The 22,216-nt window shown below is 71.5% G+C and carries 17 protein-coding genes and 1 pseudogene; 9 read left to right on the top strand and 9 right to left on the bottom strand.

The window, feature by feature from the left end:
• Positions 1 to 72 precede the first annotated feature (72 nt).
• Positions 73 to 2,646, top strand: a complete 2,574-nt coding sequence (locus ABZ823_RS22455) for a DEAD/DEAH box helicase (RefSeq protein WP_361663092.1) — start codon at positions 73 to 75, stop codon at positions 2,644 to 2,646.
• A gap of 83 nt (positions 2,647 to 2,729) precedes the next feature.
• Here the strand turns inward: ABZ823_RS22455 and ABZ823_RS22450 are convergent.
• The 7 genes and pseudogenes from ABZ823_RS22450 to ssd all read right to left on the bottom strand — a co-directional run.
• Positions 2,730 to 3,092: pseudogene (locus ABZ823_RS22450) on the bottom strand (Rv3654c family TadE-like protein); the annotation flags it as partial.
• 241 nt (positions 3,093 to 3,333) lie between these two features.
• Positions 3,334 to 3,726 carry a TadE family type IV pilus minor pilin gene (locus ABZ823_RS22445; protein WP_361663089.1) on the bottom strand — a complete coding sequence of 131 codons (393 nt, stop codon included), beginning with the start codon at positions 3,724 to 3,726 and terminating at the stop codon, positions 3,334 to 3,336.
• Positions 3,713 to 3,931: a DUF4244 domain-containing protein gene (locus ABZ823_RS22440; RefSeq protein ID WP_361663379.1), complete on the bottom strand. Its 219-nt coding sequence runs from the start codon at positions 3,929 to 3,931 to the stop codon at positions 3,713 to 3,715. The genes ABZ823_RS22445 and ABZ823_RS22440 overlap by 14 nt, the downstream gene beginning before the upstream one ends.
• An 85-nt stretch (positions 3,932 to 4,016) precedes the next feature.
• Positions 4,017 to 5,006, bottom strand: coding sequence for a type II secretion system F family protein (locus tag ABZ823_RS22435; RefSeq protein WP_361663086.1), 990 nt, complete (start codon positions 5,004 to 5,006; stop codon positions 4,017 to 4,019).
• Positions 5,003 to 5,845 carry a type II secretion system F family protein gene (locus tag ABZ823_RS22430; protein ID WP_361663083.1) on the bottom strand — a complete coding sequence of 281 codons (843 nt, stop codon included), beginning with the start codon at positions 5,843 to 5,845 and terminating at the stop codon, positions 5,003 to 5,005. Before ABZ823_RS22430 ends, ABZ823_RS22435 begins: the two co-directional genes overlap by 4 nt.
• A 102-nt stretch (positions 5,846 to 5,947) precedes the next feature.
• Positions 5,948 to 7,105 (bottom strand): TadA family conjugal transfer-associated ATPase, encoded by a 1,158-nt coding sequence (locus ABZ823_RS22425; protein ID WP_361663376.1) that lies wholly within the window; start codon positions 7,103 to 7,105, stop codon positions 5,948 to 5,950.
• Between the two features lie 174 nt (positions 7,106 to 7,279).
• Positions 7,280 to 8,371 (bottom strand): septum site-determining protein Ssd, encoded by a 1,092-nt coding sequence (gene ssd / locus ABZ823_RS22420; protein ID WP_361663372.1) that lies wholly within the window; start codon positions 8,369 to 8,371, stop codon positions 7,280 to 7,282.
• 580 nt (positions 8,372 to 8,951) lie between these two features.
• On the opposite strand from ssd, the gene ABZ823_RS22415 reads away from it, so the two are divergent.
• Positions 8,952 to 9,776 carry an HAD family hydrolase gene (locus ABZ823_RS22415; RefSeq protein WP_361663080.1) on the top strand — a complete coding sequence of 275 codons (825 nt, stop codon included), beginning with the start codon at positions 8,952 to 8,954 and terminating at the stop codon, positions 9,774 to 9,776.
• 517 nt (positions 9,777 to 10,293) lie between these two features.
• On the opposite strand, the gene ABZ823_RS22410 is transcribed toward ABZ823_RS22415, so the two are convergent.
• Complete coding sequence (locus tag ABZ823_RS22410) at positions 10,294 to 11,118, bottom strand: oxidoreductase (RefSeq protein WP_361663077.1); 825 nt, start codon at positions 11,116 to 11,118, stop codon at positions 10,294 to 10,296.
• A 100-nt stretch (positions 11,119 to 11,218) separates the two neighbouring features.
• On the opposite strand from ABZ823_RS22410, the gene ABZ823_RS22405 reads away from it, so the two are divergent.
• The gene (locus ABZ823_RS22405) at positions 11,219 to 12,199 is read left to right on the top strand and encodes an ATP-binding protein (RefSeq protein ID WP_361663074.1); all 981 of its coding nucleotides are present in this window, start codon (positions 11,219 to 11,221) and stop codon (positions 12,197 to 12,199) included.
• Positions 12,200 to 12,289: 90 nt separating this feature from the next.
• On the opposite strand, the gene ABZ823_RS22400 is transcribed toward ABZ823_RS22405, so the two are convergent.
• Positions 12,290 to 13,549 (bottom strand): hypothetical protein, encoded by a 1,260-nt coding sequence (locus tag ABZ823_RS22400; RefSeq protein ID WP_361663071.1) that lies wholly within the window; start codon positions 13,547 to 13,549, stop codon positions 12,290 to 12,292.
• Between the two features lie 340 nt (positions 13,550 to 13,889).
• On the opposite strand from ABZ823_RS22400, the gene ABZ823_RS22395 reads away from it, so the two are divergent.
• The 6 genes from ABZ823_RS22395 to ABZ823_RS22370 all read left to right on the top strand — a co-directional run bounded on the left by ABZ823_RS22395 (position 13,890) and on the right by ABZ823_RS22370 (position 22,210).
• Positions 13,890 to 16,271 (top strand): bifunctional SulP family inorganic anion transporter/carbonic anhydrase, encoded by a 2,382-nt coding sequence (locus tag ABZ823_RS22395; RefSeq protein ID WP_361663068.1) that lies wholly within the window; start codon positions 13,890 to 13,892, stop codon positions 16,269 to 16,271.
• Positions 16,272 to 16,483: 212 nt separating this feature from the next.
• Positions 16,484 to 18,439 (top strand): acetate--CoA ligase, encoded by a 1,956-nt coding sequence (gene acs / locus ABZ823_RS22390; protein ID WP_361663065.1) that lies wholly within the window; start codon positions 16,484 to 16,486, stop codon positions 18,437 to 18,439.
• 267 nt (positions 18,440 to 18,706) lie between these two features.
• Complete coding sequence (gene nhaA, locus ABZ823_RS22385) at positions 18,707 to 20,140, top strand: Na+/H+ antiporter NhaA (RefSeq protein ID WP_361663063.1); 1,434 nt, start codon at positions 18,707 to 18,709, stop codon at positions 20,138 to 20,140.
• Between the two features lie 129 nt (positions 20,141 to 20,269).
• Entirely contained in the window at positions 20,270 to 20,749 is a 480-nt protein-coding gene (locus ABZ823_RS22380) for a phage holin family protein (RefSeq protein ID WP_361663060.1), read from the top strand.
• The gene (locus tag ABZ823_RS22375; RefSeq protein WP_361663057.1) at positions 20,746 to 21,696 is read left to right on the top strand and encodes an alpha/beta hydrolase; all 951 of its coding nucleotides are present in this window, start codon (positions 20,746 to 20,748) and stop codon (positions 21,694 to 21,696) included. The genes ABZ823_RS22380 and ABZ823_RS22375 overlap by 4 nt, the downstream gene beginning before the upstream one ends.
• Positions 21,697 to 22,030: 334 nt before the next feature.
• On the top strand, positions 22,031 to 22,210 hold the full coding sequence (locus tag ABZ823_RS22370; RefSeq protein ID WP_361663054.1) for a hypothetical protein: 180 nt from the start codon (positions 22,031 to 22,033) through the stop codon (positions 22,208 to 22,210).
• The last annotated feature ends 6 nt before the right edge of the window (positions 22,211 to 22,216 follow it).

Here is a 22,216-nt window from a genome sequence, read left to right as displayed (position 1 = left end):
CCAGCACCTTGCTATCGAGCGGTCGCCCCATGGGACACCTCGGCAGAGCCCCGGGACGGTTCGCCAGCCGCGATGGCATTCAATCACTTACCGGCAGGCGTGCACGACGCCTTGGGCCCATTGTCCGTCACGCCAGTGACACACTCGGTGCCGATGGCCAAGAATCACCGATCCGATGGACCCCTGACAGGCCCCGTGTCCCGCCTCGCGCCGGGCACGGTGCTGGACCGGCTCGCCACGGGACCGAGCCGTGCTTCGCGCATCACTCATACGGAGCACTTGCCCCCGCGGGAGGGCCGCCATGCCGTCTGGCCGGACCGGATCCGCGCGGAGGTCATCGCCGCCGTGCGGGACGCGGGCATCGAGCATCCCTGGGCCCACCAGGCGCTTGCCGCCGAGCACGCCCTGGACGGCGATTCGGTGGTCGTCGCCACGGGCACCGCCTCGGGAAAGTCGCTCGCCTACCTCGCCCCGGTGCTGTCCTGTCTGCTCGACGGCGCAGAGGCCCCGAACGGGCGCGGCGCCACCGCCCTGTACCTCGCCCCCACGAAGGCACTCGCGGCGGATCAGTGCCGGGCCGTGAAGAAACTTTCACAGCCCCTGGGCACGTCTGTCCGCCCTGCCGTGTACGACGGCGACACGCCGCCCGAGGAACGCGAATGGGTACGCCAGTACGCCAACTACGTCCTCACCAACCCCGACATGCTCCACCTCGGCATATTGCCCTCACATCCGCGCTGGTCCTCCTTCCTGCGGGCCCTGAAGTACGTCGTCATCGACGAGTGCCACACCTACCGCGGCGTCTTCGGCTCCCACGTCGCCCAGGTCCTGCGTCGTCTGCGCCGCCTGTGCGCCCGCTACGGCTCCTCTCCCGTGTTCCTCCTGGCCTCCGCGACCGCCGCCGAGCCCTCGGTGGCCGCCCGCCGCCTCACCGGCCTCCCGGTCGTCGAGGTCGCGGACGACGCCTCCCCGCGCGGAGAGCTGGTCTTCGCCCTCTGGGAGCCGCCACTGACCGAGCTCCACGGCGAGAAGGGCGCGCCCGTGCGGCGTACGGCGACCGCCGAGACCGCCGACCTGCTGACCGACCTGACCGTGCAGGGGGTGCGATCGGTCGCCTTCGTCCGCTCCCGCCGCGGCGCCGAGCTGATCTCGGTGATCACCCAGGAGCGGCTGGCCGAGATCGACCGCTCCCTGGCCCGGCGCGTGGCCGCGTACCGCGGCGGCTACCTCCCCGAGGAACGCCGCGCCCTCGAACGCGCCCTCCACTCCGGAGAACTCCTCGGCCTCGCCGCCACCACCGCCCTCGAACTCGGTGTCGACATCTCCGGCCTGGACGCCGTCCTCATCGCCGGCTACCCGGGAACCCGGGCGTCGCTGTGGCAGCAGGCGGGCCGCGCCGGTCGCGCCGGACAGGGCGCCCTCGCCGTCCTAATCGCCCGCGACGACCCGCTGGACACGTTCCTCGTCCACCATCCCGAGGCCCTCTTCGACCAGCCGGTGGAGTCCACGGTCCTCGACCCGGACAACCCCTACGTCCTGGCCCCGCATCTGTGCGCGGCAGCCGCCGAATCCCCGCTGACCGAAGAGGACCTGGAGCTGTTCGGGCCCGCGTGCGCGGAGCTGCTGCCGCAGCTGGAGGCCGCGAAGCTGCTGCGCCGCCGGACAAAGGCCTGGCACTGGACTCGCCGGGAGCGGGCCGCCGACCTCGCGGACATCCGCGGGCAGGGCGGGCGGCCGGTCCAGGTCGTCGAGGCCGGCACCGGGCGGCTGCTCGGCACGGTCGACGCGGGCGCCGCGCACACGACCGTGCACGAGGGCGCAGTCCATCTGCACCAGGGCCGTACCTATCTCGTCCGGTCGCTCGACCTGGAGGACTCCGTCGCCCTGGTCGAGGAGGCCAACCCGCCGTATTCGACGGTCGCCCGCGACACGACCTCCATCTCCGTTCTGGAGACGGACCTGGAGGTGCCCTGGGGGGAGGGCCGGCTCTGCTACGGCTCCGTCGAGGTCACCAACCAGGTCGTCTCCTTCCTGCGCCGACGGCTCATCACCGGCGAAGTGCTGGGTGAGACGAGACTCGACCTCCCTCCTCGCACGCTGCGCACGCGTGCCGTGTGGTGGACCGTCACCGAGGACCAGTTGGATGCCGCCCGGATCAGCCCGGACATCCTCGGCGGCGCCCTGCACGCGGCCGAACACGCCTCGATCGGCATGCTCCCGCTCTTCGCCACCTGCGACCGCTGGGACATCGGCGGCGTCTCCGTCCCCCTCCACCCGGACACCCTCCTGCCCACGGTGTTCGTGTACGACGGCCATCCGGGTGGCGCGGGCTTCGCGGAGCGGGCCTTCCGTACGGCCCGCGCCTGGCTGGACGCCACCCGCCAGGCCATCGCGTCCTGTGAATGCGAGGCCGGCTGCCCGTCCTGCATCCAGTCCCCCAAGTGCGGCAACGGCAACGACCCGCTGCACAAGAGGGGCGCCGTACGACTCCTCACGGTCCTGCTGCGCGGGGCGCCGGAAGAGGCGGCCGGTGAGGCGGGGCCTCCGGAGCAGGCGGAGAGCGAAGCGCCGGCTGCGAAGGCGAAGGGGCACGAGGCCGGAGTCGCCCAGGACCGGGGGACAGCGGGCGCCCCCGAGGGGCGGTAGGGCAGGTCCGGGCGCCGGAGGTGCCGGGCCGCTTGGCCGGGGCCTCGCGGGCCTGGGGCCATCGTGGGTGCCTCCTGCGCCGGCGGTTCCGCCGGGCCGGCCCTCGCCCTCACCTCGGAGGTGAAGGGACCCGCGGCCGACGCCGCCGTGACGTCGGAGATGTCCCCCGCGATGACGCACCGTACGAGCCGACCACCCTGGGCGCCCGCCACCCGGCGCGCCCTGGTACATGCCGCTTCGCCTCCCTCCATCCAGTGGTCGGCGCCCGCCAGCGCGGCCAGGTCGGCCGCGGCAGCCGCACGGTGACGGGCCAGCACGGCTTCTCCCTGCGCCAGCAGTACACCGAAGACGGCACAGAGGGCTCCGATCAGGCAGACGACCCAGACGCTCGCCGAACCGCGGTCCGAACGGACACCCGCCGAGCGGGCCCTCCGGGCACGCTCCACATGGGCGTTCAGTGCCGTCGGCAGCCCGAGCCGGGAGCGGGCACCGTCACGTCCGTCCCCTCCCGTCGACCTGCGCTCCCCGGCAGACCCACTCTGCTCCACCGCCCCCTGCCCTACCACCACCGCCCGCTCGACCACCGGCCCGCCCACATCCGCCGTTCCCCGCCCATCCACCGGCCCACCCACGTCCATCACCTCCACCCCTTCATCGGTTCGGGCCCGCCCGCCGGTTCACGTCGTCTCACCGATTCACCCCCACGGTGTCCTCCGCCAATGCCACGGCTTCGTGGCGCAGTTCGAGAGTCAGCGCACCGGGGCCCGGTGGGCGGGCGACCACCACCACGTGCACCTGGTCGCCCTCTCGGCTCACCGTGACCCTCGCTCCGTCGGGCGCGGCCTGCCGAGCCACTCTCCGGACCACGTCGGCCGGCTCCTGCCGGGCCGCGGCCCGGGCCCCCGCACGGGCCGCGTCCACGCACTGGATCTGTGCGGACGCGGCCAGCAGGGCCCAAAGGAGGGCCGTCGCGAAGAGCACCAGGGCGGGGAGGACGACCGCGGCCTCCGCCGTCACGAACCCTCGGTCCCGAACGGGGTCCCCTCCCCGGCGTGTCGTCGACCGGTCACATCCGGGCATCGAGCGCCCGCTTCACGATGCCCTGGAGCTCCGCGCTGACCTGCCCGCTCGTCAGCACCTTGTAGAGAACCGCCGCGAAGGCCACCGCGGCGATGATTCCCACCGCGTACTCGGACGTGACCATCCCCGAATCCCGGCGCACCGCCGACCGCACTCGGCGCACCAGCGCGCGCATCCGAGCTCGTACTCGTACCGCCTTGCTCATACCAACCCCCGTCAGTTGCTGTTCCGTTGCCATACCGCTGATCCGTTCGATTCCTCGACCGCTGCTCGTCACACGCCCTCCGCTGTCAGTGACCACCCCCTCCCAGGAGCCCGCCCGCGAGCCCGATCACCACGGGCAGCACCCCGACCGCGATGAAGGCAGGCAGGAAACACAGCCCCACCGGGGCGGTGACCATGACCCCCGCGCGACGCGCACGAGCGGTCGCCGTACGGCCCCACTCGGCGCGGGCCTCCGCGGCAAGACGACCGACCGCCGCGGCCGCCGGTACGCCGGAGTCACCCGCACGTTCCAGGAGTCGTGCCAGTGCCCCGGCACCGGGGAGCGAGGCGAGCCGCCGCCAGGCATCGGCCGGTTCGCCGCCGAGCCGTACCTCGGCCGCACCCCGTGCCAGACGCTCCCCCACCGGCCCCCGCAGCGCCTCCCCCACCGCCTGGGCGGCCGACACAGGGCTTGCGCCGGCCGCGATGCATGCCGCCAGCAGGTCGGCTGCCAGCGGCAGTTGGCGGGCCGCCACGGCGGCGTCGTACTCCTGCGCAAGGCGGTCGCGCTCCTGCCGGGCGCGCCATCGCGCCACGCCGACCCCGGTGACCAGGCCGACCGCCGCCCCGCCCAGCCCCCCGATCAGCACCCAGCCGGCACACAACGCCCCCAGGACCAGAAGCCGCCCTTGTGAGACGTTCCGATGTAAGACGTTCCGCGGCAGCCGCAGCTCGATTCGCCGCCGAGCAGCCGATACCTCGCTCCGCCACCGCACCTCGCCCGGTACCTGGCTCCGCCGCACCGCACCCGGTGCCTCGTCCCGCCGCCGCAGCCCGGCCCACCGCCTCGCCGGCACGGCATTCCTCGCCGTGAAACCCCGCCGACCGGGCAGTGCGTCGCGTGCCCCAGCCCTTGGCGCCTCCGGCTTCTCGGGCGCGCCATCCCGTGACAGCAGCGCACCCAGTCGCCGCCGCGCCCTCCGCTCGCGCCGCGTGGCGGCGAGGATCCACGCGGACCACCACAGCGCCGGAATCCCACACAGCGCCCACAGCCTGTGGACAACACCGGCGCTCATGCCGCTTCCGCCCCTCGCACGATCCGCAGGGCCCACCACAACCCCGTGCTCTCCAGCACGCCACCGGTCACGAGGCAGGCCAGTCCGGCGCCGGTGTGCAGCAGTACATGCAGCGGGTGGGCGCCGAGCGCGGTACCCAGCAGCAGGCCGAGGACCGGCAGCCCCGCGAGCAGAACCGCCGTCGACCGGGCGCCTGCCAACTGCGCGCGCAGATCGGCCCGTTGATCGCGCTCGGCGCGTAGGGCCGCCTCCAGCCGATCGAGCCCGGCGGCCAGACCCGCACCCCGGTCCACGGCCACCCGCCAGCAGGCCGCGAGCCCCGACAGGCCGTCGGCCCCCGGTTGCCGTGCCGCGACGGCGAGCGCACCCGGCACATCCCCACCGAACCGGGCCGCCGCCAGCACCGCCGCCTGGGCCTCGCCGAGCCCGCCCGAGTCACGGGCGGCCCGCAGCAGCGCCTCACCCGGCTGGCGCCCGGCACGCACTTCCCCTGCGAGCGACACACACAGCGCGATCACGGCCTCACCGTGCCCCTCCCGCGCCTGCCGGGCCTCCCGAGCCAGCCGCACCCTGCGCAGCATGGGCACGCCGACCGATCCCACCAGCAGGGGCAGCACAGACGCGCCGAGCACCGCCACGAGCGCGCCCACGGCGAGCGACCACCATTCGGCCGTCAACTTCCGCATATGCCCAAGGAGCCGCTCCCAGGGGGGCGGCCCACCCCCCGGCGCCGTGCCACCGCCCGCGAACAGCAACCGGGCACGGTGCGCCCCCGTCTTCGAACCGCTCATCATCCAGGCCGCCGTGCCGGCGCACACCAGCCCCGCAGCGACTGACATCTGACCGAACCCCGTCACAGCCACACTCTCCCGTCGCCTGCCATCGCAGGCATCGCCTGCCTCGCCAGCATCGATCGCAACACCCGCCCCCTTTCCGACACTTCAGTCATCCGAATCGCTTCCGCCGCTTCCGTTCCGCAGCAGCTCCCGCAGCCGCTCCCAGCCCCGCTCGCGTCTGAACGCCTCCGGCCCCCACCGCAGCGCCGGCACCGTCACCACCAGCCCCGACGCATCCCGCTCCAGCACATGCACCTCAGCGATCCGGCGGCGCCCGGTGCGGTCGCGCACAAGGTGAAGAACCACCGACAGCGCGGCCGCCAGCTGGCTGTGCAGCGCGGCTCGGTCCAGCCCCGCGGCCGTCCCGAGCGCCTCGAGCCGGGCGGGCACCTGCGCCGCCGCGTTCGCGTGGAGGGTCCCGCAGCCGCCCTCGTGCCCGGTGTTCAGCGCGGCCAGCAGGGACACCACCTCGGGGCCGCGCACCTCTCCGACGACGAGCCGGTCGGGTCTCATCCGCAGCGCCTGCCGCACGAGGTCCTGGAGCTCGACCAGCCCCACGCCCTCCTGGTTCGCGGGCCGTCCCTCCAGGCGGACCACATGCGGGTGGTCGGGGCGCAGCTCAGCCGAGTCCTCGGCCAGCACGATGCGCTCCGCCGGCCCCACCACGCCCAGCAGCGCGCTCAGGAGCGTGGTCTTGCCGGATCCGGTGCCCCCGCTGATCACATAGGAGAGCCGGGCGGCGATCAGCGCCCTCAGCACCCGGTCCCCGCCCGGGGGCACCGTCCCGGCGGCCACCAGTTCGTCCAGGGTGAACGCCCGCGGCCGTACCACGCGCAGGGACAGACAGGTGGAGCCGACCGCGACCGGGGGCAGCACCGCGTGCAGCCGGGTGCCGTCCGGCAGCCGGGCGTCGACCCATGGTCTGGCGTCGTCGAGCCGCCGCCCCGCGACGGCGGCCAGCCGCTGCGCGAGGCGTCGTACGGCCGCCGCGTCCGGGAAGGTCACCGCCGTCAGTTCGAGTCCGCCGCCCCGGTCCACCCACACCCGGTCGGGTGCCGCCACCAGGACGTCGGTCACGGACGGGTCGGCGAGCAGCGGTTCCAGGGGACCGCTGCCGACCAGTTCGGACCGCAGCTGCCGGGCCGCACCCAGCACTTCCGCGTCGCCGAGTACCCTTCCCTGCTCGCGCAGGGCCTGTGCCACGCGCGCGGGTGTCGGCTCGGCCCCGCTCTCCACCAGCCACTGCCGCACTCCGTCCAGCAGCCGCGCGCGTTCGCCGCCTACGTCCGCGGGTTCGCCGATTGCGTCCCCGCGTTCACCGATCACTGGTGCGCGTTCACCGATTGCGGCGTGACGCCCGGGTCCCGGGTCCGTCCGGGGACCGACTGCCACGCCGCGGCCGATCCGCGCCGCCGCGTCCCAGCCCGTGCTCATGCGTCACTCACCCGCCTCGGCCAGCGCGCGCTCCCAGAACGCCCCACAGAACCGGGCGAGCGGCCCCCGCGCCGCTCCCCCGGGCGGTACGGAACCGTCCTGGGACGGTGGCTCGTGCGGCACTTCGCCGAGCAGCGGCAGTCCCAGCAGCCGTGCCACCTCACGGTCGTCGAGTCCCGGCGCGTACGGCCCCCGTACCGCGACTCTCAGGTCGCCCAGGACCATGCCGACGGCCGAAGCCACCCGCCGCGCGGCCGCGACCGCTCGTAATTCGGCGGGGATCACCAGCACCCCGACGTCCACCTGGGCGAGGACTTCGGCGGCCCCCTCGTCGACGCGGCGCGGAAGGTCGACGACGACCGTGCCGCCGCGCCGCCGGGCCGCGGCGAGGACAGCCCTGATCGCCTGGGGCGGGACGGACACGGTGTCGCCGCGGTCCCAGCTGAGCAGCCGCAGGGCGTGCAGTTCGGGCAGCGACTCCTCCAGGGCGCCGCCGCCGACCCGTCCGCGGGAGGCGGCGAACGCCGGCCAGCGCAGCCCCGCCGTGGTCTCCCCGCCAAGGAGTACGTCGAGTCCGCCACCCAGCGGATCCGCGTCCACGAGCAGCGTGCGTCTGCCCTCGCGCGCGGAGGTGACGGCCAGGGCGCAGGCGAGCGTGGATGCACCGGCCCCGCCGCGGCCGCCGATCACGCCGACCGTGAGCGCCGGACGGCCGACCCCTTCGGCCACGTCGGCGATACGGTCGACCAGCCATTGCTCACCGTCGGGCAGTATCAGGACGTGGTCGGCGCCGATCTCCACGGCGCGCCGCCAGACTCCGGAATCGTCCTGATCCCTCCCAACCAGCACCACTCCGCGTCTGCGCGCGGCCCCGCGCACCCGGGGCACCGCGTCGTCGCCGACGATCACGAGCGCCGCCCTCTCCCACCCGCCGCGGCGCGCCGGAATCCCCGGGTGGACCTCCGGCCTTGCGCCTGCGGCCGCGCACAGGCGCAGCAGGTCGTCGAGGAGTTCGGCGTCCTCGGTGACGATCAGCGGTCCGCTCCGCCGCTCCTCGGCGACGTCCGGCCCGTCGTGTGTGATGGCTCCCGCCACGATCTCCAGCCCCTTCGCTGCTTGTTCCGCCCGGTCCGCGGGGCTCACTGGGGCCCCGCGCTTCCCGCTCGTGTGAAGAACCGGCAACCGGCCTCCATATGAACGGCCGATACGAACCGGCCATACACGCCCGACAAACCGGAACGGCCATGAACTCGCCGCCGGTGGGACGCGTTGGAATCACGGTGCAGCGGACTCGGAAATCGTGTGGATCTTGGTCGATAACTGTGGACAACTCAGTGGTTGTGAATATCGCCTTCACTCCCACAGGTGAGCACGGGTGGGCCCCCATGGAGCGGCGCCATGACTACACACAGTGATTGACCGTGGACGCGTCGAAGCCGGGGCCGCGAAACGGCCCAGCGACCTGGGGATCACGCCACACAGAGGAAAAACCCACCCGGACATGCGACGACCCCCGCCGGGGGGGAGAGCGGGGGTCGTCCCCACGGCCGACTCGGGGGGGGAGGAGTCGGACCGGGTTAGCACGGTCGCGAACGATCCGTGACTTCCATGGTGTACCCGAGAGCCCTCTCAGGCAAACCCACACGCCGCACCTTACGCCGAATGGTGGGCCCCTATGCTCAGGCCCGTGGAAAACCACTCCTTGGCCCGCACGGCGGCCTTCTTTGATCTGGACAAGACGGTCATTGCGAAGTCGAGCACGCTCACCTTCGGCAAGTCCTTCTACCAAGGCGGTCTGATCAACCGCAGGGCCGCGTTGCGCACCGCATACGCCCAGTTCGTGTTCCTGGCGGGCGGCGCCGACCACGACCAGATGGAGCGGATGCGCGAGTACCTGTCCGCGCTGTGCCGCGGCTGGAACGTCCAGCAGGTCAGGGAGATCGTCGCCGAGACGCTCCACGAACTGATCGACCCGATCATCTACGACGAGGCCGCCTCCCTGATCGAGGAGCACCACACCGCCGGCCGCGACGTGGTGATCGTGTCCACGTCGGGCGCGGAGGTGGTCGAACCGATCGGCGAGCTGCTCGGCGCGGACCGCGTCGTGGCCACCCGCATGGTCGTGGGCGACGACGGCTGCTTCACGGGCGAGGTGGAGTACTACGCCTACGGACCGACGAAGGCGGAGGCGATCAAGGAACTCGCCCGGTCCGAGGGATACGACCTCTCGTGCTGCTACGCCTACAGCGACTCCGCGACCGATCTGCCGATGCTGAAGGCCGTGGGCCACCCGCACGCCGTGAATCCGGACCGGACCCTGCGGCGCGAGGCACTCGCGCGCGGGTGGCCGATTCTGGACTTCCACCGCCCGGTCCGGCTGAAGCAACGGCTGGCCGTGCCGCCGCGACCGGCCCTCCTCGCAGCCGCGGCGATAGGCGCGGCCGCGGCCACCGCGGGACTCGTGTGGTTCACGAGCAGACGCCGCACACCGACCGTCTGAGCCCCGCCCAGGGACGCACGCCGGCCGCCTCGGCTCCGTCACCCGCGCGGGACGCACACAGGCGCCCGATTGATACCGCTATGAGCGTAAAAGTAAAGAACTGCATGGAAGGGGTTCCACTCCTCCCGGCCCAGGGGTAGAAAGGATTTAGGCCCGCGAGACCAAAGGAAAACATCCGAAGGGATTGCCTTAAGTACGCAATTGGCCCCACGGACCCCGCATGAACACCGGGCACCCACGCGACGTCGACCCGTCGATTACGGGCCAGCCGCACCAGGTACGGGCAGCAGTTCCCGGCCTGATGGGCATATATCGAGGACGCTTGGTAACTCGATGAGCATGCCAGCGGCGGTACGACCCCTCGTACCGCCGCAACCATGTAAGAGGCCCTCGAGGAGGGCCTCTTCTCCTGCCCGGGCCGCGCTCTCCCGCCCGGATACTGGCTCCTCCTGCCCGAGGGCCGCGCTCTCCCGCCCGCTTCTCCCGCCCAAGGACCGCGCCGACAGGACCGCGCCGGCTACGCCGCCCCGCGCTGCAGCGCCTCGCAGACCGCGGTCGACTCGCGGACGCCCAGCTCGACCGCGTTGCCGCAGTGGGCGATCCATGCCGCCATGCCCTCGGGGGTACCGGACACATAGCCGTCCAGCGCGGCGACATAGGACGCGCGACCCAGCTCCGCGTGGCCGACTTCCGCAGAGCAGATCGCCTTCGGGTCGAGGCCGCTGCCCACAAGGACGATGCGCTGGGCCGCACGCGCGACCAGGCCGTTGTGGGAACCGAAGGGTCGCAGGGCCAGCAGCTCCCCGTGCACGACGGCCGCGGTCACCAGGGCGGGGGCAGCACCGCCCGCGACAATCAGCTGCGAGAGCCCCTCCAGACGGCCGGAGACCTCGGCCGCGTCCGGCAGCGGCAGCTCCACCAAGGGCTCGTCGACCGGCTCGCCGGCCTGCCGGGGGCGCCCCACGCGGGGGCCGGAGTCCGCGGCAGCCACCAGATGCAACCGTGCCAGCACCCGCAGGGGCGACTGCCGCCAGATGGACAGCAGCTGTCCCGCCTCGGCGGTCAGCCTAAGGGCGGCGCCGACCGTCCGGGCCCCGTCGTCACCGCTGAAGTCGGTACGCCGGCGCACCTCCTCCAGGGCCCAGTCGGCCCCGGAGAGCGCCGCCGAACCCCGTGCGCCGCGCAGCGCCGCCTCTGAGGTGATCTCGTTACTGCGGCGCCGCATGACCCGGTGTCCATAGACCCGGTCCACGGCCTTGCGCACGGACTCCACGGACTCGGTCACGCCGGGCAGCCCCGCCAGGACGGCGAGCGGATCGGCGGTCGCTCCTGTCGTACTCATGAGTACGACACTACGCACCTACGCGGCCCCTCCTTCGAAGGAGTGGTCTTCTTCACGCCGCTTGCAACCCACAGCTACTTCCCCACTACTCTTGGTGAACATGAAAATTGCTTTCGTCGGGAAGGGCGGCAGCGGCAAGACGACCCTGTCGTCCCTGTTCATTCGCCACCTCGCTGCCGTCGGAGCGCCGGTCATCGCGATCGACGCGGACATCAACCAACACCTCGCGGCGGCCCTGGGACTGGACGAGGACGAGGGCGCGGCCCTGCCGGCCATGGGGGAACGCCTGGGTCTGATCAAGGATTACCTCCGGGGCTCCAACCCGCGGATCGCCTCCGCCGAGACGATGATCAAGACGACGCCGCCCGGGGAGGGCTCGCGGCTGCTGCGGGTGCGGGAGGACAACCCCGTGTACGACGCCTGCGCGCGCCCGGTGGAACTCGCCGGCGGTGCCGTGCGTTTGATGGTCACCGGCCGCTTCACGGACGCCGACCTTGGGGTCGCCTGCTACCACTCCAAGACGGGAGCGGTGGAGCTGTGCCTCAACCACCTGGTGGACGGCCGCGACGAGTATGTGGTGGTCGACATGACGGCGGGCTCGGACTCCTTCGCCTCCGGCATGTTCACCCGGTTCGACATCACGTTCCTCGTCGCCGAGCCGACCCGGAAGGGAGTCTCCGTCTACCGCCAGTACAAGGAGTACGCCCGTGACTTCGGAGTCGTCCTGAAGGTTGTCGGCAACAAGGTGCAGAGCCAGGACGACATCGACTTCCTCCGCGCCGAAGTCGGTGACGACCTGCTCGTGACGGTCGGGCATTCGGACTGGGTGCGCTCGATGGAGAAGGGCCGTCCGCCCCGGTTCGAGTTCCTGGAGGACGCGAACCGGCGCTCCCTGCGCGTCCTCCAGATCGCCGCCGACGCCACGTACGACCTCAGGGACTGGGAGCGGTACACGCGCCAGATGGTGCACTTCCACCTGAGGAACGCGGCCAGTTGGGGCAACGAGCGCACCGGGGCCGACCTGGCGGTGCAGATCGATCCCGGGTTCGTCCTCAGGGAGGGCCTGGTGGCCGGCGTGTAGGAACACCGGCCGTTCGAGCAGCACGACTTGGGCGGATCCCATACGTCCGCCCACACCCCGCATCCCCCGGCACGGCCGCCCTTCCCCCGCCTACGGCCTGATCGGCGGCGCTCCCGGCGCTCCCTTCGGTTCCGGGGCCGGGTGGGCGGCCAGGAAGGACTCCCAGCCCTCCTCGGGGGCCTGACCCACCTTGAGCGTGCGCAGTTTCCGCAGGATCTGCGGGTCCTGCGCGTCGAGCCAGTCGACGAGCTGGCGGAAGGAGACACAGCGCACCGCGGGCTGGGTGCAGATCCGCTCGACCACCTCCTGAACGGCACGCATGTATGCGCCGTCGTTCCAGGACTCGAAGTGGTTGCCGACGACGAGGGGTGCCCGGTTTCCGGCGTACGCGCGCTGGAAGCCCTGGAGCAGGCCGTCGCGGAACTGGTCGCCCCACTCCTCGAACTTGTCGGGATCGCCCCGCGTCCGCGTGCCCGACTGGTCGGCCATGAAGTCGTAGTCCGTCGTCAACTGCTCGTAGGGGTGGCCCGGGAAGGGCACGAGCTGCATGGACAGGTCCCACAGGCCCTCCTTCTTGCCGGGCCAGACCTGGTTGCCCACGCCTGAGGTGTCGTAGCGGAAACCCAGGTCCCGTGCCGCCTTCACAAAGTTCTTCCGCCCCTCCAGGCAGGGCGTGCGGCCGCCGATGAGCTCTTTGTCGTAGTCGAAGGGCAGCGGCGGCTCGTTCTTCAGGTCCGTGTTGGTCTTCCAGGACTTCACGAACGCCTTGGCCTGGCCGATCTCGTTCTTCCACTCCTCGACCGACCACTGGCCGACCCCGCCGTCGTCGCCGCAGAAGTGGCCGTTGAAGTGGGTGCCGATCTCGTTGCCCTCCAGCCATGCGAGGCGCAGCTGCTGGATGGTGTCCCTGATTCCGTCCTCGTCGTTGAAGCCGATGTCCGAGCGGCCCGGTGGGTGCCGGGGCGGTCGGTACAGGTCACGTTTTTCCTCCGGCAGCATGTACACGCCGCTGAGGAAGTACGTCATCGTCGCGTTGTTGGCCTTGGCGACCTTGCGGAAGTGCGAGAAGAGTTTCCGGCCGTCCTCGCCGGCCCCGTCCCAGGAGAAGACCACGAACTGCGGGGGCCGCCGACCGGGCTTGAGCCGCTCGGGGCTGGGCAGATGCGGCTGTATACCGGTGTAGGCGGTGGAGCCGTCACCGATCAGGCGGACCGCGCTCCCCGGTGCCGGAGCGCCGGGAACCTTCGTCGTGCCCTGCCCTGACGTCCTGCTCGTCGAACATCCGGCGAACGTGGTGGCGCAGGCCGCGGCCAGTGCGACGCCCGCGGCGATCCTCTGGGTCGTGGCCATGCTCCGCCCACCTTCCTCCCTCGGTCGGCGCCACGCTGCTCGGTGTCCTGCGGTGCGGCGGCAGCCCGCCTCAACGCGCAGCCCGGACAAGGTCGCACAGAGGGTCGACATGATTTGTATGACAAGCCGATAAAAATGATTACTTCACTCCATTGAGTGAGTTGTTACCCCCTTTGCTCTGATATGGGCGAGCTTTCCTTTACTTGGCATTACGATCCATTTACCGACTGTTGAGACATGCCGCCGCTGTACGCCGTGACCCACGGCCGCGTCCCACCCCCCGGCCTCTCGGCCGGGGACCACCATTCCGCGACCGCGCCGCCCCGGAGGAAACGGGAACATGCCCGCCTGCGTCCCCACCCGCGCCGCCGACTCGACTCCGACGAAGCGTGTGCACCAGCCCCACAGCCCCCCGCCGTCCCGGCCCCGCCGCCTCCGCATCGCGGGCGCCGATCTGTCGGCCTCCATCGCGGTCTTCCTGATCGCACTGCCCCTGTCCCTCGGTATCGCCCTCGCCACCGGTGCCCCGCTCCAGTCCGGCCTCGTCGCCGCGGCTGTCGGCGGACTCGTCGCCGGCCGGCTCGGCGGCTCCCCGCTCCAGGTCAGCGGCCCGGCCGCCGGACTCACCGTGGTCACCGCCGACCTCATCCATCGCTACGGATGGCGTACGACCTGCGCCATCACCGTCCTCGCCGGTCTCGCCCAAGTCGGCCTCGGCTGCCTGCGCGTGGCACGTACGGCACTCGCGGTCAGTCCCGCGATCGTGCACGGCATGCTCGCCGGCATCGGCGTCACCATCGCCGTCGCCCAGCTGCACATCGTGCTCGGGGGCACCCCGCACAGCGCCGTCCTGGACAACCTCTGGGCGCTGCCCGCCCAGTTGGCCCGTCTTCAGCCGGCCGCCCTGTCGGTCAGCGCCCTGACCCTGGCCCTGCTGTTCGTCTGGCCACGGCTGCCCGGACGGACCGGAGACCTCCTGCGCAGGGTCCCGGCCGCGCTCGTCGCCGTCACCGGGGCCACCGCTGCCGCCTCGCTCGCCGGGCTCCCGCTGCCGAAGGTCGATCTGCCGTCCTGGCGCAGCCATGCGCTGGCCGGGCTGCCCGAGGGTCCCGTAGCCGGCCTCGCCGCCGCCGTCCTGACCACCACGCTGGTGTGCAGTGTGCAGTCGCTGCTCGGTGCCGTCGCCGTGGACAAGCTGGCAGCGGGACGCCGTCCGCACCCAGGCCGCTCGGACCTGGACCGCGAGCTGCTCGGGCAGGGTGCCGGGAACGTGGTCTCAGGGGCACTCGGCGGACTGCCGATCGCGGGGGTCGCCGTGAGAAGTTCGGCGAATGTCCGATCCGGCGCCGTCAGCCGGAACTCCACGATGCTGCACGGCGTTTGGGTAGTAGTCGCCGCGCTGCTTATGGTCCCGCTGCTCGAACTGATCCCCCTCGCCGCGCTCGCCACACTGGTGATGGCCGTCGGCATCCAGATGGTGTCCCTGCACCACATTCGCACGGTCACCCGCCACCGAGAAGTGCTGGTCTACGCCGTCACCACGCTCGGCGTCGTCCTTCTGGGCGTCCTTCAGGGCGTGACCCTGGGTGTCGCCGTGGCCGTCGCCGTGGCCCTGCACCGCCTCACCCGCACCCGCATCACCCACGAAGACAGGAAAGGAGTCCATCACGTACGAGTCCGAGGACAGCTGACCTTCCTCGCGGTGCCCCGGCTCAGCCGGGCGCTGCACCTGGTGCCCGCCGGGGCGCCTGCCGTCGTGGAACTGGACGGATCCTTCATGGACCACGCGGCGTACGAGTCCCTGCAGGACTGGCAGCGCACGCACCTCGCGCAGGGCGGCAAGGTGGCCCTCACCGGCCGCGCCGGAAACCCGGCCGCGGTCCCTGCCCCGGGCGCCCCCGCGCTCACGGGAAGCCAGGAGTCCGCGGGGGCGTCCGCGTGCCGGTGCCGGCCCTGGACGCCGTGGCGCAACCACCAGTGCGAACAACCTTTGAAAACGCCGCCCGGCAGCCATCCGGGCGGGGCGGCCACCGCCTCCGGGCCGAGCGGGCGGCAGCTCGCGCGCGGAATCAGCGCCTTCCAGCGGAACACCGCGCCGCTGATGCGCGGCGAGCTGGCCCGTCTGGCACGTGAGGGACAGCGGCCGTCGGGGCTCTTTCTGACCTGCGCCGACTCACGGCTCGTGACATCGATGATCACCTCCAGCGGCCCCGGCGACCTCTTCGTCGTCCGCAACGTCGGCAACCTCGTGCCGCCGCCCGGCGCGGAGCGCGGAGACGACTCGGTGGCGGCAGCCGTCGAGTACGCGGTGGACGTCCTGAGAGTGCGCTCCATCACGGTCTGCGGACACTCCGGCTGCGGCGCGATGCAGGCGCTGCTCGCCTCCGGCCCCGGCGCTGCCCGGACCCCGCTGGAGCGGTGGCTGCGCCACGGGGTGCCCAGCCTGGAGCGGATGGCCGATGAGGAGCGGCCCAGGGCCCGGATCGCCGGGCGGGAGTCGGCCGACACGGTGGAACAGCTGTGCCTGACCAATGTGGTGCAGCAGCTGGAGCACCTCGGGGCGCACGAGTCGGTGGCCCGGGCGCTCGACGAGGGCACCCTCGAGCTGCACGGCATGTATTTCCACGTCGGCGAGGCACAGGCGTATCTGCTCGCCGGGTCCCGGGAGGCCGATGTCTTCGGAGGGGTGGGGGCCACCGAGGAGGAGCGCAGCCCGGCATGACACAGGGGTGGTGCGGCCCGGATCATCCCGGCCGCACCACTACCGAGTGAACCGGCGCAGCGACGTCCACGTGACCTCGGGCAGAGCTGGTCGGGCGGCACGCCCGCCGCAATAGGTCTACACCAATTTTCGGTCGGCCCTTGTCATCGGGCCCCCCGGTCTGGTGAGCTGTGGCCTGGGACACTGCGGACACCCTGGGAAAGGGAGATGTCGTGAGCAACGAAAGCCTGGCCAACCTGCTCAAGGAAGAACGCAGGTTCGCGCCCCCAGCCGACCTGGCGGCGGGCGCCAACGTCACGGCAGAGGCGTACGAACAGGCCAAGGCTGACAGGCTCGGCTTCTGGGCCGAGCAGGCCCGGCGGCTGACCTGGGCGGTGGAGCCGACCGAGACCCTCGACTGGTCGAACCCGCCGTTCGCCAAGTGGTTCAAGGACGGCAAGCTCAACGTCGCGTACAACTGCGTCGACCGGCATGTCGAGGCGGGCCACGGCGACCGCGTCGCCATTCACTTCGAGGGAGAGCCCGGTGACAGCCGCTCCCTCACCTACGCGGAACTCAAGGACGAGGTGTCCAAGGCCGCGAACGCGCTGCTGGAGCTGGGGGTCCGCAAGGGCGACCGGGTCGCCGTCTATATGCCGATGATCCCGGAGACCGCGATCGCGATGCTGGCCTGCGCGCGTATCGGCGCCACCCACTCCGTCGTCTTCGGCGGTTTCTCGGCGGACGCGCTCGCCAGCCGCATCCAGGACGCCGACGCGCGTGTCGTCATCACCTCGGACGGCGGCTGGCGGCGTGGCAAGCCCTCCGCCCTCAAGCCGGCCGTCGACGAAGCGGTCGACCGCGTGGACAACGTCGAGCATGTGCTCGTCGTCCGCCGCACCGGCCAGGAGGTCGCCTGGACCGAGGGCCGGGACCTGTGGTGGCACGAGGTCGTCGAACGGCAGTCCGCCGAGCACACGCCCGAGGCATTCGACGCCGAGCACCCGCTGTTCATCCTGTACACGTCCGGCACGACGGGTAAGCCCAAGGGCATCCTGCACACCTCCGGCGGCTACCTCACCCAGGCGTCGTACACCCACTGGGCGGTCTTCGACCTGAAGCCGGAGACCGACGTGTACTGGTGCACGGCGGACGTCGGCTGGGTCACCGGGCACTCGTACATCGTCTACGGGCCGCTGGCCAACGGCGCGACCCAGGTCATGTACGAGGGCACCCCCGACACGCCGCACCAGGGACGGTTCTGGGAGATCGTGCAGAAGTACGGGGTCACGATCCTGTACACGGCACCCACGGCGATCCGTACGTTCATGAAGTGGGGCGACGACATCCCCGCCAAGTTCGATCTCGGCAGCCTCCGTGTCCTCGGGTCCGTCGGCGAGCCGATCAACCCCGAGGCATGGGTCTGGTACCGCAAGCACATCGGCGGGGACCGCACACCGGTCGTGGACACCTGGTGGCAGACCGAGACCGGCGCGATCATGATCTCGCCGCTGCCGGGCGTGACCGAGGCCAAGCCGGGTTCGGCGCAGCGGCCCCTGCCGGGCATTTCCGCGACCGTGGTCGACGACGAGGCGAACGAGGTGCCGAACGGGGGTGGCGGCTACCTGGTGCTCACCGAGCCGTGGCCGTCGATGCTGCGCACCATCTGGGGCGACGACCAGCGGTTCATCGACACGTACTGGTCGCGGTTCGAGGGCAAGTACTTCGCCGGGGACGGGGCGAAGAAGGACGACGACGGAGACGTCTGGCTCCTCGGGCGCGTCGACGACGTGATGCTCGTGTCCGGGCACAACATCTCCACCACCGAGGTGGAGTCGGCGCTCGTGTCCCACCCCGCCGTCGCCGAGGCGGCCGTGGTCGGCGCGGCGGACGAGACGACCGGTCAGGCGATCGTCGCCTTCGTGATCCTGCGCGGTACGGCCTCCGAGAACGAGAGCCTCGTGGGCGAGCTGCGCAACCACGTCGGCGGGGCGCTCGGGCCGATCGCCAAGCCGAAGCGGATCCTGCCGGTCGCGGAGCTGCCGAAGACCCGTTCCGGGAAGATCATGCGGCGACTGCTGCGCGACGTCGCGGAGAACCGCGAGCTCGGTGACGTCACGACGCTGACGGACTCGACGGTGATGCAGCTGATCCAGACGAAGCTGCCGGCGGCACCCAGCGAGGACTGAACCCCTTTACGTGCCGAAAGGGCGCCCGGCGGCATGCCGGGCGCCCTTGCTCTCACGGTCCGTTGCTCTCATGGTCCGCACGGTTTTCGCAATCACACGGTTTTCCACCGGCACATGCCGATCAGTCCCGAAAGCGGACTCCGTTCGCCATCGTATGGATCGGGTAAAATAGGCAGCTCAAGGTGTGCCGGGAAGTCTGGTCGGCAAGCCGTCCGTCAGCTCTCGTGACGGCGGTCAGCTCGCTTTACCCGACCGGAGGTTTCCACCGTGCCCGCGCCCCGCACCCGCACATTCCTCGGGCGGCTCTCCCTGCCCGAGCGGAACTTTGTCGCGGATGCTCTGCGCACGGAGACGCTCGGCGGTGTGCTGCTCCTGCTGGCCGCGGTCACCGCGCTGATCTGGGCGAACATACCCGCGATGCGCAGCAGCTACGAGAGCGTCAGCCACTACCACTTCGGGCCCGCCGCTCTCGGCCTCGACCTGTCCCTCCAGCACTGGGCAGCCGACGGCCTCCTCGCGATCTTTTTCTTCGTCGCCGGTATCGAACTCAAGCGCGAACTGGTCGCCGGCGATCTCCGCGATCCACGAGCCGCCGTGCTTCCCGTCGTCGCCGCGCTCTGCGGCATGGCCGCGCCCGCGGCCGTCTACGCCCTCACCAACGCCGCGGGCGGCGGATCGTTCGCCGGCTGGGCGGTGCCCACGGCCACCGACATCGCCTTCGCTCTGGCGGTCCTCGCGGTCATCGGCACCTCCCTGCCGTCGGCCCTGCGCGCCTTCCTGCTCACGCTCGCCGTCGTCGACGATCTGTTCGCCATCCTGATCATCGCGGTCTTCTTCACGGACCGTCTGAACCTCGTGGCCCTCGGCGGTGCCTTCGCGGGGCTCGCGGTCTTCTGGGTGCTGCTGCGCAGAGGCGTCCGCGGCTGGTACGTGTACGTCCCGCTCGCGCTGGTGATCTGGGGGCTGATGTACAACAGCGGCGTCCACGCCACCATCGCCGGCGTCGCCATGGGACTCATGCTGCGCTGCCACCGCCACGAGGGCGAGGAGCGCTCCCCCGGCGAGCGCATGGAACATCTCGTACGGCCCCTGTCGGCCGGTCTGGCGGTTCCGCTGTTCGCACTGCTGAGCGCGGGTGTCGCGGTCTCGGGCGGCGCGCTCGGGGACGTTTTCACCAAGCCGGAGACGCTCGGTGTCGTGCTGGGTCTGGTCGTCGGCAAGACGGTCGGAATCTTCGGCGGGACGTGGCTCACGGTCCGCTTCACCCGCGCCTCGCTCAGCGAGGGCCTCGCCTGGGCCGATGTGTTCGCCATCGCCTCCCTGGCCGGAATCGGCTTCACCGTCTCTCTGCTCATCGGTGAACTGGCATTCGACGGCAATCCGACGCTCACGGACCAGGTCAAGGCCGCCGTCCTCACCGGCTCACTGATCGCGGCCGTGTGCGCCACCGCACTGCTGAAGGTCCGCAACGCCAAGTACCGGGCCCTGTGCGCGGACGAGGAGCGCGACGAGGACATGGACGGCATCCCCGACATCTACGAGGAGGACGACCCGGCATACCACCTGCGCATGGCCGAGATCCACGAGCGCAAGGCCGCCGAGCACCGCAGGCTCGCCGCGCTGGGAAGCGCCGCGAGCGGGACACCGGCCGAGCCGGGAACGGCCCGCCGGGGCGAGACCCGCAACGAACCGAAGAGTTGAGTCGGTAGCGGCGCTTGCCGAAGTAGCGGGCGGGGCAAGCGAGGAGAACGGCCGTCCGGCATGATCTGACACATCCACAAAACTCCGCAGTGTCCGCGGAGTAGGCACGCAGAGAGCAGGGAGACCGCGATGAGCGCACCCGACGGCAGCCCGGTCGGCGCCGAACGCAGCATCGGCCAGCTGTTCGCCTCGGCGACGACCGAAATGTCCGCACTGGTGCACGACGAGATCGCGCTGGCGAAGGCCCAGCTCAAACGGGACGTCAAGCGTGGCGCGACGAGCGGAGGCGCGTTCTCGGCCGCGGGCGCCGTGCTGCTGTTCTCCCTTCCGATGCTGAACTTCGCCCTGGCCTACGGGATCCGCACCTGGAGTGGCTGGAACCTGGCCGTCTGCTTCCTGCTCTCCTTCGCGGCGAACGTGCTGGTCGCGGGACTCCTCGCGCTCATCGGCCTGCTGTTCGCGAAGAAGGCCAAGAAGGGCAAGGGCCCGCAGAAGGTCGCCGCGTCGATGAAGGAGTCGGCGGGCGTCCTTCAGCACGCCAAGCCGCACCCCCGCCAGCCCCACCCGACCGACAAGGAAGCCGAAGCTGTGGCACGCTCGTCCTCATGACGGACCCCGCCCCCCATTCGGCGCAAACCACCTCGGTCGTTCGGCTCGACGTGCCCGGCGCGAAGGAGGTGACGCACCGGGACGTCGCAGCCAACGGCGCGCGCTTTCACATCGCGGAACTGGGCGACGGACCCCTGGTGCTGCTCCTGCACGGCTTCCCGCAGTTCTGGTGGGCCTGGAGGCACCAGTTGGTGGCGCTCGCCGATGCGGGTTTCCGCGCCGTTGCGATGGACCTGCGCGGGGTAGGGGGCAGTGACCGTACGCCGCGCGGCTACGACCCCGCGAACCTGGCGCTCGACATCACCGGGGTCGTCCGCTCCCTGGGCGAGCCCGACGCCGCACTCGTCGGTCACGACCTGGGCGGGTACCTGGCCTGGACGGCGGCCGCCATGCGCCCCAAGCTCGTGAGGCGGCTCGTCGTCTCCTCGATGCCGCATCCACGGCGCTGGCGGTCGGCGATGCTCGGCGATGTGAGGCAAACGGCCGCGAGTTCCTACATCTGGGGCTTCCAGCGGCCCTGGATCCCCGAGCGCCGGCTCACCGCCGACGACGCCGCCCTGGTCGGCCGGCTCATCCGGGACTGGTCGGGGCCGCGGCTGCCGGACGACGAGGCCGTGGAGATCTACCGGCGCGCCATGTGCATCCCCTCGACGGCGCACTGCTCCGTCGAGCCGTACCGCTGGATGGTGCGCTCCCTGGCCCGGCCCGACGGAATCCAGTTCAACCGGCGCATGAAGCGGCCCGTACGGGTCCCGACGCTGCATCTGCACGGCTCCCTGGACCCCGTCCTGCGTACGAGGAGCGCGGCCGGATCGGGGCAGTACGTCGAGGCGCCGTACCGCTGGCGGCTGTTCGACGGGCTGGGGCACTTCCCGCACGAGGAGGACCCGGTGACGTTCTCCTCCGAGCTGATCAACTGGCTCAAGGACCCCGAGCCCGACCGCTGATCCGCCACCGGCACACGCGGGAGCCGGCCGGTCGACCCGACGGCCGCCGGATCGCGCCCGGAGACCGCGCCACTCCCCGCCGATGACCGCGCCGCCCCCCGCCCGGTGACCTCGTCCGCTCCCGGGTCCCGTGCCGACGTCCTCCGACCCGTTCAGTGACTCGTTTTCGAACCTGTTCGGTGTCTCGTTGCCGAACCCGTTCGGTGACCGTACAGATGCGCTTGGCACCCCGACGGGAACGCCTGTTCCAGTACCGGCCACATGCCCGCCGCATAGGCCAATTGGGGGCCGGGAAGGCGGTTATCGACCATGGGTCAGGGGCAGACGTCGGGGTATGGGCTGGACGCACGACTACAGTGACGCAGCACGCGACCGCCGCTCGGCCACCGCGCCGGGCACCCACCAAAGGGGCGCTCCTCAGTTGCAGGGCGCGGATCCCCGGGTGGGTATCCCGCACATTCTGCGCCGCCGGGCCCGTTGGGTCTCGGTACGACTGCGTCATACGCGCGGCTGACCACAC

Source organism: Streptomyces sp. NPDC047079 (assembly GCF_040643755.1).
In the GTDB taxonomy this organism is placed as follows: domain Bacteria; phylum Actinomycetota; class Actinomycetes; order Streptomycetales; family Streptomycetaceae; genus Streptomyces.
This window is presented reverse-complemented; position numbering and strand designations above follow the sequence as displayed.